General features: G+C 39.3%; 6 protein-coding genes and 5 pseudogenes. 8 read left to right on the top strand and 3 right to left on the bottom strand.

What is annotated here, in order from left to right; translation table 11 throughout:
* Positions 1-19 precede the first annotated feature (19 nt).
* The 3 genes from HGD77_RS15075 to HGD77_RS15065 all read left to right on the top strand — a co-directional run bounded on the left by HGD77_RS15075 (position 20) and on the right by HGD77_RS15065 (position 5,143).
* The gene (locus HGD77_RS15075; RefSeq protein WP_168730938.1) at positions 20-1,405 is read left to right on the top strand and encodes a TolC family outer membrane protein; all 1,386 of its coding nucleotides are present in this window, start codon (positions 20-22) and stop codon (positions 1,403-1,405) included.
* 166 nt (positions 1,406-1,571) lie between these two features.
* A complete protein-coding gene (locus HGD77_RS15070) occupies positions 1,572-3,707 on the top strand; it encodes a type I secretion system permease/ATPase (protein ID WP_168730937.1) in 2,136 nt (711 codons plus the stop codon).
* On the top strand, positions 3,704-5,143 hold the full coding sequence (locus HGD77_RS15065; protein WP_004644817.1) for an HlyD family type I secretion periplasmic adaptor subunit: 1,440 nt from the start codon (positions 3,704-3,706) through the stop codon (positions 5,141-5,143). Before HGD77_RS15070 ends, HGD77_RS15065 begins: the two co-directional genes overlap by 4 nt.
* A 126-nt stretch (positions 5,144-5,269) precedes the next feature.
* Here the strand turns inward: HGD77_RS15065 and HGD77_RS15060 are convergent, their stop codons facing one another.
* Positions 5,270-5,797 (bottom strand): CAP domain-containing protein, encoded by a 528-nt coding sequence (locus HGD77_RS15060; protein ID WP_228761446.1) that lies wholly within the window; start codon positions 5,795-5,797, stop codon positions 5,270-5,272.
* 90 nt (positions 5,798-5,887) lie between these two features.
* Here HGD77_RS15060 and HGD77_RS15055 point away from each other — a divergent pair.
* The 3 genes and pseudogenes from HGD77_RS15055 (at position 5,888) to HGD77_RS15045 (ending at position 9,049) form a co-directional block, all read left to right on the top strand.
* Positions 5,888-6,850, top strand: a pseudogene (locus tag HGD77_RS15055) (IS30 family transposase).
* Positions 6,851-7,012: 162 nt separating this feature from the next.
* Positions 7,013-7,168, top strand: a pseudogene (locus HGD77_RS15050) (IS982 family transposase); the annotation flags it as partial.
* Positions 7,169-7,276: 108 nt separating this feature from the next.
* Positions 7,277-9,049, top strand: coding sequence for an alkaline phosphatase D family protein (locus HGD77_RS15045; protein ID WP_004280933.1), 1,773 nt, complete (start codon positions 7,277-7,279; stop codon positions 9,047-9,049).
* 44 nt (positions 9,050-9,093) lie between these two features.
* Here the strand turns inward: HGD77_RS15045 and HGD77_RS17190 are convergent.
* Positions 9,094-9,306, bottom strand: a pseudogene (locus HGD77_RS17190) (hypothetical protein); the annotation flags it as partial.
* Between the two features lie 70 nt (positions 9,307-9,376).
* On the opposite strand from HGD77_RS17190, the pseudogene HGD77_RS17270 reads away from it, so the two are divergent.
* Positions 9,377-9,466, top strand: a pseudogene (locus HGD77_RS17270) (IS982 family transposase); the annotation flags it as partial.
* A 16-nt stretch (positions 9,467-9,482) separates the two neighbouring features.
* Here the strand turns inward: HGD77_RS17270 and ppk1 are convergent.
* Positions 9,483-11,561 (bottom strand): polyphosphate kinase 1, encoded by a 2,079-nt coding sequence (gene ppk1, locus HGD77_RS15035; protein ID WP_005105077.1) that lies wholly within the window; start codon positions 11,559-11,561, stop codon positions 9,483-9,485.
* Between the two features lie 396 nt (positions 11,562-11,957).
* Here ppk1 and HGD77_RS17265 point away from each other — a divergent pair.
* Positions 11,958-12,104 (top strand): annotated as a pseudogene (locus tag HGD77_RS17265) (hypothetical protein); the annotation flags it as partial.
* Between the last annotated feature and the right edge of the window lie 44 nt (positions 12,105-12,148).

Genomic DNA, 12,148 nt, shown 5'->3' with positions numbered 1-12,148 from the left:
TTAAAACAAGGGGAAACCTGTGAAAGTATTAGCATTAACAAAAATTGCAAGCATGGTAGCGGTAGCAAGTGTAGCATTGAGTACATCAGCAGCAGACTTAACATCTGTGACTAAAACTGCGATTGAAAATAATCCAGAGGTTCAGGTGCAATGGTCAAACTTTCTTGAAGCCACTGCGAACCAAAAACAGGCGCGAGCAGGTTATTTACCATCAATTGATTTAAATGCAGCTTATGGTAAAGGCGATCGTGACTTTGATGGTCGTGGTTGGTTTAATCAGGGACAAGCAGAAATTGCATTGACCCAAGTATTATTTGACGGCTTTCGTATTAAAAATAAAGTTGAGCAAGGTGATTATGCAGCGTTAAAGCGCTATTATGAGTTAAATGCTGGTGTGGAACAAAAAGCTTTTGAAGCAGCTCAAGCTTATTTGGATGTTCAACGTTACCGTGATCTGGTTAAATTGGCAGAAACCAACTTTAATAACCATCAACGTGTTTATAACCAAATTCAGCAAAAGACCAAGCAGGGTGTGGGCAATGGTGCGGATTTAGCACAAATCTCAGGTCGTTTATCTTTGGCACAAACCAATTTAATGACGGAACAAGCGAATTTAAATGATGTATCAGCACGTTTTGCCCGTATTGTTGGGGTCGAACCAAGTACAAATCTTGAACCTGTTAATTTAAATACTTCTTTGCCTAATAGCTCACAAGATGCTGTAATGACTGCATATCAAAACAATAATAGTTTGAAAGCAGCATTAAGCGAAATGGAATACGCGCGTACCAATGCAGAAGAGTTTAAGTCAAACATGTACCCTAAACTTTCATTTGTAGCGCGTACAGGACTATACCAAAACCGTAACAGTTTTGATGAGCGTACCAATCCTGGCAATGACAAGTATGGTCAGGATAGTGCAGTAGAACTTCGATTGAATTATAATCTGTTTAATGGTTTTGCTGACCGTTCAGCAGTAAATGCGGCAAATGCTAGAATTTATACTGCTCAGGACTTGAAAAACAAAGCCTGTGTTGATATTCGCCAAACCACAAGAGTTGCTTATAACAATGTGAATAATTATAGCAGTCAGATGCAATGGCTACAGCGCCATCGTGATGAATCTGCTGCGGTAGTCAGAGCTTATAATGATCAGTTTGATATTGGTCGTCGTAGCCTGCTGGATGTACTGGATTCTGAAAATGAATCATTTCAGTCAAATCGTGCTTATGCCAGTGCACAATATGATTTAAAAATTGCTCAACTACAAACACTGTATAGTACAGGGCAGTTATTACCTGCATTAGGAATTAAACGTGATAATTTACCAGAAGTGACACAAGTAAGTAAGCGTGAACTTAATGCGGAAAATGTATGTACAGCGGCAAATGCACAAGTTGAATAATTTTTTAATCAGTTAAAATAAAATAGGGTGCTGTTGCACCCTATTTTTATAGATATTCCAACTTTTTTCGGTAAGGTAAATTTGAAATTATTCTATTGACTCAATGATATAATCCTTGGTTTAAGAATAATGAACCTTTCATGCTTGTTTGATTCATGGTGAATAAGTGACAACACAAATATTTGATCCTTTAGCTTTATGCCTGATTCGGGTGGCTAAAGATTATGAAATTAGTATTACACAAGAAGGTTTATTATCAGGTTTGCCTTTACCCAATGGAAAGCTAATACCTCAGTTTTTTTCACGTGCAGCTGATCGGGTAAGTTTGACAAGTAATATGGTGCAGCAGAATCTGGATCAACTGAACCATTTTGTTTTTCCTGCCATTTTAATATTGAATAATAATACAGCTTGTGTTTTATATCGTTTTGATACAGAAAGACAGACTGCAACAGTATATTTTCCTGAAATGTCGGATACCGTGACAGAAGTTCCAATTGCACAGTTACAAGAAAAATATCTGGGTTCAGTGATTTATTTGCAACAACGTCAATTTGTGGTGGATAACAAGGTTAAGCTGGAAAAGACAAATCAGCATTGGTTCTGGAGCGTAATTCGACAGCACCGTTCCATGTACAAAGATATTTTATTAGCAGCCCTGTTCGTCAATATCTTTGCTTTGTGTGCACCTTTTTTCGTAATGAATGTTTATGACCGTGTTGTTCCCAACCATGCTACAGATACCCTATGGGTACTAGCCTTTGGAATCATGATTATTATTACGGCTGACTTTATTTTAAAACTGGTCCGTAGTTATTTTGTTGATTTGGCTGCAACCCGTGCTGATAACAAGCTATCTGCCTATATTATGGAAAAAGTATTAGGTCGGCGTATGGAACAGAATAATATGTCTGTTGGTATGATGGCCTCCAATATTCAGTCCTATGAGGCAATTCGTTCTTTTACCAGTTCTATGACTGTGGTATCACTGATTGACTTGCCATTTTTTGTTCTGTTCTTAGCTGTTATCTGTATTATTTCATGGGTTTTCGTTATTCCTTTAGTCATCGCTGCAATCATTATTTTACTCTATGCATTATCAGTTCATATTAGTTTAAAAAAATTATCTGATGCGATGTCAGAAGCTTCTCAGCAGCGTCAGGGATTATTGATAGAAACCTTAAATAATCAGGAAACGATTAAAAGTTTTAATGCTGCTGGACGAATGCAAAGTTTATGGGAAAAAGCCACTCGTTTTACCGTACAGTATTCTTCTAAATTACGTTTTATTGGTGGCACTGTTGGTAATTTTGCTGGATGGGTACAACAAACAGCAGGCGTTGTGATTATCCTGGTTGGAGTTTATCTTATTGTAGATGGAAAGTTGACCCAAGGTGCACTGATTGCCTGTTATTTATTATCAACCCGTGCCTTGGCTCCAATTGCACAAATTGCAGGTTTATTAACCCAATATTATCAGGCATCCAGTGCCTTAAATATGCTGAATCAAACTGTTGACGCTGAACAGGAACGAGAGAATCTAAAAGGTTGGATGAGTCATCCACATCTTATAGGACATATCGAATTTAAAAATGTCAGTTTATGTTATCCAAATGAATCACATTCTGCTTTAAATAATATCTCTTTCTCTATTCGAGCAGGAGAAAAAGTGGCGATTCTAGGAAAAGTAGGCTCAGGCAAAAGCTCAATTGAGAAGATACTATTGTCGCTCTATAAGCCGACTGAAGGGTCAGTATTTATTGATCAAACCAATATTAGTCAGATTGATCCAGCAGAATTACGTAGCCAGATTGGTTATATTCCCCAGGACATACAATTGCTGAACGGTACAGTATTATCAAATATTGTCTTAGGTAATCCACATGCTAGCCGTGTTGCTTTGGAACAAAGTTTGGTTGTTTCTGGTTTAAGCCAGATTCTAAAAGCACATGAAGATGGTTTGTCATTACAAGTGGGTGAGGGTGGTCATAAATTATCTGGGGGACAACGGCAGGCGGTTGCCGTGGCACGTGCAATTGCCCAGAATGCTAAAATTTTGGTTTTTGATGAACCGACCAGTGCGATGGATACTCCTCTTGAGAATCATGTGATTCATCATCTAAAACATTATATGACAGCTCAACATACTTTAATTTTGGTCACACATAAACCTACATTACTCACATTGGTTGATCGAATTATTATTTTAGAAGATGGAAAGATTATTGCTGATGGTGATAAGGAAAGTGTAATGAAAGCCATGTTTCCCCAACAAGCTAAAGTTGCAGGAGTTGTATCATGAGCACAGAACACAATAAAACCCAAAGAGAGAAGATGTTTGGGGGCGTAGGTAAAAGTATTGAACAATCAGAAAAAGTTCTGAGTCCAGTGCTAGGGCGTTTAAATTTATTTAAAAAATATCAACCTGCTGATACAAATGACTGGAAAAGTCAGGTACAAGAAGTAACTCAATCACAAAAGCCAATTCAGGCAAGAGTCATTCTTTATGTGATTGTAGTGTTGTTTATCTGTTTAATTATTTGGGCAGGTTTTGCTAAAGTCGATGAAATTACTCGTGGTGAAGGAAAAGTGATTCCATCTCAACAGATGCAAGTGATTCAATCGGTTGATGGTGGCGTGGTTGAAAAGGTGTATGTGCAGGAAGGTGAGCACGTCAAAAAAGGCGATCTATTGATTCGTATTGACCCGACACGGTTCACCTCAAATTTGAATGAAGTTAATGCCAAGATTTTTGCCTTGCAAACCAAAGTTAGACGTTTAAGTGCACAATTAAATGGCTCGGGCTATACCTCAGGCAGTGTCCCTGCGGGGGTTTCACCTGATGCAGCTGCAAACATTATGGCGCAAGAAAGCCAGTATTATGCGGAAAGTTTGCGCGAACTGAGCCAAAGAACGATGACCAATCAAGGTACGGTTTCGACTCGTCAACAGGAATCGCAACGTGCTCAAGCTGCACTCGGACAAGCTGAAAGAGCCTATCAACTTGCAGTGCGTGAACTCAATACCACACGACCTTTGTTAAAGACGGGTGCGGTGTCGGAAATGGACATTTTGCGCCTTGAACGTGACGTATCGAATGCCGATGGTGAACGTAAGCAGGCGGCAGCGAATTTAAGAGCTACGCAGGCATCTATTGGGGAAGCGCAATCACGCACTTCTGAGGCTGCGGTGAGTTTAAAAAATCAATGGCGCAATGAACTGGCAGAAGCGCAAGCTCAGCTAGTGAGTTTAAAAGAAAGTATTTCAGGCGTAGCAGACCGAGTGAAAACCACCGATATTCGTTCACCGACCAATGGTATCGTGCAGAAAATTTTCTTTAATACCATTGGTGGGGTTGTGAAACCAAGCGATCAAGTCGCGGAAATTGTGCCTTTAGATGGACAATTGATTGTTGAAGCAAAAGTGTCTCCGAAAGATATTGCTTTTGTACGACCAGATTTGCCTGCGGTAATTAAATTTACCGCCTATGATTTTTCAATCTATGGCGGAATGAATGCGAAAGTAAAACATATTAGCCCAGACACATTTACCGATGAGAAAGGCAATATGTTTTATATTGTCCGTGCAGTGACTGATAAACCAACGTTTGGTAAAGGATTATCCGTGATTCCCGGCATGACCGTTCAATTGGATATTATGACAGGGAAGAAAACTATTCTTTCTTATCTGCTTAAACCAATTCTTAAAGCGAAAAACAATGCCTTAACCGAGCGTTAAGTCGAATAAAAACCGAAATCTCTTAAAATCCCTCTTTTGAAAAGAGGGATTTTTAATTTATAAAGCAGATTTTATAAGTGTTAATTTCAGTTTTTACCCGATCAAATAAAGATCTTGTACTCGGTTTTAGTTTTTCCCGCTACCAAAGTGTTGCACCCAGTATGTTCGATGGGTTGTAGGATTTCGGCTACATGCGATCGCATAATCTTTAAATTGCGGTTTCATTAAGTTATCGCAATGTCCGGGACTGAGCGCCAGCCAATTTTCTAAAACTTGTTTTAGGTTGCTTTGACCTGTTGCTAAATTTTCCCCACCACCACCTTTGTATCCTGTTTTTTTAATACGAGCTCTCAGATTTTCACCACTTCGACCGACATGACTTAAAATCTGACGTTGCGAAATATCCAGCGCATGTGCAGTTGAACTTGTTTGTAATTGATTATTCCATTTTAGCGAGTGGGTAGCCGAGTAAGCTATTTTTCCACATTGTTGCGGTTGATGCCGAATCACGTTAATGGCATTTAAAACGGCTTGCTGATATTGTGGATTTTGAATGTCATCACAAGAGATTTTGTCAAAAGAGGCTAAAGTCTGTTGAGGATTTTTTTGAGTGGGTATCGTTGTTGATTTTGCAATGGTTTTACGCGGATTCAAATACCAAGTGCGACACATTTGTATTTAGTTGAAAAAGTTAGGTGTATTAGAATCATTAGACTTTTTCAACTCGCAATTGGAAAGCACACAATGAAGCAATACACCCAACTTTCTCAAGAAGAAAGATACGAAATTTATGCTGCTTTGAAAAGTAAATCTTCAATCTCCACCCTTGCCAAGGAGCTTGGACGTTCCCGATCAACCATTTATCATGAGATCAAAAGGAATACAGGACAACGTGGTTATCGGGCTAAACAGGCTGAGCATCTCTCAAGCCAACGACGCTACCGCTGTTTATCTCAGATGAATGACTTTGCTATATCTTACATCCGTTATCTGATTACTCTGGATTGGTCTCCTGAACAGATTGCCGGTGCTTTAAAGCATCGAGGGTGGCTCAATGTTCCATCGCATGAATGGATCTATCAGTACGTTTACCAGAATAAAGCGAAGGGTGGAGATCTGCATCGGCATTTAAGACATCAGGAAAAATATCGCAAACGAGGCTATAAAAATACAGACCGTAGAGGTCAACTCGTTGATAAGACAAGTATTCATTGTCGTGATGAGGTCATTGAGAAACGTCAACGCCTAGGTGATTTTGAAGGTGATACTGTAATAGGCAAGAATCATAAGGGGGCATTCTTAACCCTGGTTGAACGCAAGAGTCTGTATGTACATATCGTTCATTTGGGGCAAACGAGAACCACAGCTAAAACGATCTCGTGTGCTTTAGTATGTTTGCGTAGTAGTCATGCTTAGAGTGTGACCTTTGATAATGGTAAGGAATTTTCAGAGCATAGGCGGATAACGGAAGCAGGCATAGAGACTTACTTTGCAGATCCGTACAAGTCTATTCAACGAGCCAGAAATGAAAATACGAATGGTCTGGTCAGACAATATCTGCCAAAATCCCCATCGTTTGATCATGTTTCAAAAGAGCGGATAGAACAGATAGAGACTGCTCTAAATAATCGTCTTAGAAAGACACTGGGCTGGTATACACCCAGTGATATTATGGCTGGTTTTTATACTGTTGCACTTGCCGCTTGAATCCGCCAGATTAGATTAAAGTACAAAGCGCATTTAAGGGCTAATAGCTTATGGAGTAATCACCCCAGGTTAATTAACCCGAATCGCGGATAAGAAATAAACTTGAAAAATAAGAGGACTAGAGCCATCAGTTGAGTTACCAAACCTAAAGCTTTAGCCCCGATGTTCAATAGTAACGAATTATTCTGCGTAATTGATGATTTCTTTCTGAAATTTGAAGCAACTTATTGGAAATTTTCTAAATAAAGTCATCAGTCTATAAGAATTCGAATAGCCCAACTCAGCCTCTCAGAAATTAGTTTTATCGTCATTTGGTATATTTAGGACTTGGAAAAATTAGGCTTCATAGAAATGTCATAATTTAGAGATATTAATGTCATCGAACTGGATTAAAAAAGAACAAAAAACCCACAATAGAAAGCTGTTATGACTAAAAAAATATCCAGACGTGAACTGCTTAAGACCTCCATTGCAGGCTTCGGTGCTTTGTCTTTACCCATATCTTTGACCGCTTGTGGCAGTGATGAGGATGCTTCAGATCAAGCTCAGGCACATCCTAAAGTCGCTTTTAAACATGGGGTGGCCAGTGGTGATCCCTTACAGGATCGGATAATTCTATGGACACGCTTAAGTCCGGAAGATGAAAACCTGCGTTATCAGGTGCAGTGGGAAATTGCTGCCGATCAGGATTTTCGCCAGATAATCAATACTGGACAAGTTGAAACCAGTCGGTCGCAAGATTTCACGGTTAAAGTCGATGCGGATCGTCTATCGGCAGGGCAAACTTATTTTTACCGTTTTAAGTGTGCATCGGTATATTCATCTGTCGGTCAAACCAAAACTTTAGCCACGCAAAGCAAGCTGGTGCAATTTGCCGTTTGTTCATGTTCCAATTATCCAGCCGGATATTTTCATATCTATCAGGAAATTGCCCAGCAAGACCTAGATGTGGTGATTCATTTAGGGGATTACATTTATGAGTACGGGATGGGTGGTTATGCGACTGAACAGGCTGCAGCATTAGGCCGAAGTCTGGCTGCAGATAATGCTGAGGAAATCATTAAACTGGAAGACTACCGCAAGCGTTATGCCTTGTATCGAACTGATGCGGACTTACAAGCAGCACATCAGCGTCATCCATTTATTGTGGTCTGGGATGATCATGAGCTGACCAATGATACCTGGGAGCAGGGTGCGGAAAATCATGATGTTTCAGAAGGTGATTTTTTTGCACGTAAGCTGGCTGCTTTGCAGGCCTATTTTGAATGGATGCCGATTCGTCCAGTGTCTGAAACAGATCATTTGAATATTTATCGCCAGTTTAATTTTGGTGATCTGGTTCAGCTGAATATGCTGGATACTCGTATTTTGGCGCGTAACAAGCAATTGCAATATGCTGACTATCTTACCGCGACAGGACTAGATGCCAATAAATTTCAGACAGATTTGCTCAATCCGACGCGTACCTTGTTAGGACATACACAACGTGAATGGATACTGAAACAACTCAGCCAATCGAATGCCGTCTGGAATGTGCTGGGTCAGCAGGTGCTGATGAGCAAGATGCTAATTCCGGCCGAAATTCTGGCTGTTTTGGGGCAGATCACCAGTGGTCAGGCCACTGCAGATGTGTTGCTACAAGTGCGTCAGATGCTGACAGAACTGGTAGGCCTAAAAATACGCTATCTGCAAAATGATCCAACTTTGACAAAGGCAGAATTAGCCAGAATACTGACTGTTGTGCCTTATAATCTTGATGCCTGGGATGGGTACGTCGTGGAGCGTGAGGTGATTTATACGGCTTGTAAACAGCTGAATAAAAAACTGATTGTACTTGCAGGAGATACCCATAATGCCTGGAACTCCACTTTGAGAGATCAAGCCGGCAGTACAGTCGGGGTAGAACTAGCGACCAGTTCAGTTTCATCACCGGGTATGGAGAAGTATTTGCAGATTCCCTTAGCCCAGTTACAGGAATTTGAAATGGCATTTACTACGCTAATTGATGAGCTGAATTATTGTAATTTGAATCAACGCGGATACTTGAGTGTTGCATTTACCCCGGATCAGGTACAGGCGAACTGGATTTTTATCGATAGCATCCAGAATCGTAGTTATCAGGTTGATCAAAGCCGTGCGTATCAGCTTCAATTAGATCATGAATTAAATGAAATCAAACCGTTAAAGCAAACTGCCTAAGCTGCTTAGAGTTTAAATATCCGGGCCAATGCCCGGATATTTTTTTATAACATTTCATCCCTATAGCTATCAATATCCAGATGTTTGATCGTATTTGCAATACTGATGCTCATATTTTAGTAGCCGCGTATATAATCCGGCAAAGTGAATTAATTGCTGTTTTAGTTCGGCATACCGAGGATCATGGCTTGAATAAAAACGTAATTTTAGTCGTAGCAGGCAGGTTTTTTATAAGCCCAAAAACAGATTTTATGTAATGGGAACAAAAATCATGGCAGCCAAGGCCCAAGGAATTAAGAGCTTGGCTTTGTCCCTGATTCCGCGGATTTTAATTTGGGGATTTACGCATTGTTATGTGCATATCAACTCACCCATCAAAATAAGCCAAAAATTCTAATTATAGAATCAGTGGCTTAAACAGGATTCGGGTTAATTAAGATGTATGGTTTAATAAGTGCTGTTGTGCGATATACATGGGCTTATCCAAACTTGGTGTACATTGAATCCATGTTCCATCTGCTTGAAGCTCCCATGCACGGCGGTTATCTTGAAGATAATTCATTAAGCCATCTTGCAGAATTTGTTTACGAAGTTTTTTATCTTCGATTGGGAAACAGGTCTCGATGCGAGAGAATAAATTACGCCCCATCCAATCTGCACTGGCGCAATAAAGCTTGTTTTCGCCCTGATGGTAAAAATAATAAACCCGGGTATGTTCTAAAAAACGTCCCACAATTGAGCGGACTCGAATATTTTCAGAAAGCCCTTTCACTTGTGGGCGTAAGCAGCAAATTGAACGGACAATCAAATCGATTTGAACGCCCGCTTTAGATGCCCTATATAGGGCATCAATTAGTTGAGGTTCAGTTAAGGCATTTACTTTAATAATAATCTGCGCTTTTTTGCCTGCTTTGCTATTTTCAGTTTCAGTTTCGATGAGTTCAATCAATTGAGAATGCAGAGTAAATGGTGCATGAAAAAGTTTTTTCAATTTGACCATTTTCCCCATGCCTGTGAGCTCCTGAAAGACTTTATGGACATCTTCACAAATATCAGCATCACTGGTCAGTAGTCCATAATCAGTATAGATTTTGGCATTCATTGCATGATAGTTACCTGTGCCTAAATGAACATAACGTTTAATTTTGTCTATTTCACGACGCACGATCAGAATCATTTTGGCGTGGGTTTTATAGCCAACGATCCCATATACAACAACCGCCCCAGCTTCTTGTAATAGATTGGCAACTTCGATATTTGACTCTTCATCAAAGCGAGCACGTAATTCAATCACTGCTGTGACTTCCTTACCATTTCGTGCCGCTTCAGCAAGGACTTGCACAATTTCAGAATGTACACCACTCCGATAAAGGGTTTGTTTTATGGCTAACACATGTGGATCATGGGCTGCCTCTTTCAGTAGCTTAATGACCGGAGCGAAAGAGTGAAAAGGGTGATGTAATAAAACATCTCCGGTTTTTAATACCTCAAATATGGATTTTTTCCCATACAACACTTTCGGTAATTTTTGTACATGGGGAGGAAAACGTAACTCTGGCAAATTGAAGTTCGATATAAAGCGCGCCAGATTAAGCGGGCCGTCAATACGATAGAGTTGCTCTTGCTTAAGATCAAATTGTCCAAGTAAATAATCAATAATATTTTCAGGGCAATTTTTAGTCACCTCAAGTCTTACAGCCCGACCAAAGCGCCGTGAGGATAGTTCATCTTTTAAGGCAATTGCTAAGTCTTCAACATCTTCTGAGATAGTTAAATCTGCATTACGTGTGACCCGAAATTGATAACATCCAGTGGTGGTTACCCCTGGAAATAACTCATGAAGATGTTGCTGAATAATGGCTGAAAGTAGAATGTAGTGTTCATCCTCGCCAGAAATACTATTAGGTAACTTTACTAATCTAGGTAATGATCGTGGTGCGGGAACAATCGCCAAATCAATTTTTCGTCCAAATGCATCTTTACCTTCTAGGGTTACAATGAAATTTAGACTTTTATTCACTAGCCGAGGAAAGGGGTGGGCTGGATCTAAACTGATAGGTGTGACCACAGGTCGAACTTCATTATGGAAATAGTCCTTAATCCATTCTTTATGTTTTTCGAGGATGTCACCATACTGAATGAAATGAACACCATGTCCTTGCAGTTGTGGTAAGAGATTATAATTAAGTATTTTATACTGTTCTTCGACAGCTTCGTGTGCAAGTTTGGAAATGGTGGTGACTATATCTGAGAGGAGTGAGTTATCTGGACGAGCTCTAGCATGATCTGAAAGTTCAATTTGTTGCATTAAACTGGCAACTCGTATTTCAAAAAACTCATCCAGATTACTTGAAAAAATAATTAAAAAATTTAATCGTTCAAGTAAAGGGTATTCAGTATCTTTCGCCTGTGCCAACACCCGCTTATGAAACTCAAATAGTGAGAGCTCTCTATTTATATACTTTTTTAACGGATGTGATGAAGAGTTTGAAGACACATTTAAGGTAGTCATTTATGGCTCTTATAAAGTCAGATTGCAGCGCTGAAGGAAGCTAATAGAAAATTCTTTAAAGCCTTTGAAAGAGGTTAATTGACTCTTTGTAAATAAAAAAATGACTAATTCTGTAGAAAGGCTAAGAATTAAACTTTATTCAACTAAGCATTCTGTGACTGTTTCATGACATATTTATGACATCGTACTGTATTGTTATTTCATCTGGGTAATATTCAGACTTTTATCTGAATTTAGAAGAAAAGGGGCAACGTTGATTTAAACCGGGACAACTTGGGGGCTTAATGAGAAAAATTCTAGAAAAGCGATTTCACTAAAACTGTCATCAGTTATTCATAGTGATGTCATGTATAAAAACTAAGCTATTTTGAATTTTAACAACTGTTCAAAATCATTATGAATATAAAACCAAAAATATTGAGTTTAAGTTTAATACTTATGGGGTGCTCGTTTTCTGCACATGCACAATTAATGTTTAGTCAGTATATAGATGGTACATCTAATAAAAAGGGTTTGGAAATCTATAACCCTGACAGTTTAACAGGGCTTTGTTGCACAAACCTATCTGTAAAGGCTTTTTCAGCGAT

Origin of the sequence: Acinetobacter sp. NEB149 (assembly GCF_012516415.1) — a bacterium.
In the GTDB taxonomy this organism is placed as follows: Bacteria; Pseudomonadota; Gammaproteobacteria; order Pseudomonadales; family Moraxellaceae; genus Acinetobacter; species Acinetobacter lwoffii_V.
Note: the sequence above shows the minus strand (reverse complement) of the source record. Positions and strands in the feature narration are given on the sequence as shown.

Excerpts from the sequence above, each read along its gene's own strand:
- ppk1 (WP_005105077.1), bottom strand. The coding sequence starts at position 11,561 with ATGACTACCTTAAATGTGTCTTCAAACTCTTCATCACATCCGTTAAAA.
- HGD77_RS15065 (WP_004644817.1), top strand. The coding sequence starts at position 3,704 with ATGAGCACAGAACACAATAAAACCCAAAGAGAGAAGATGTTTGGGGGC.
- HGD77_RS15045 (WP_004280933.1), top strand. The coding sequence starts at position 7,277 with ATGACTAAAAAAATATCCAGACGTGAACTGCTTAAGACCTCCATTGCA.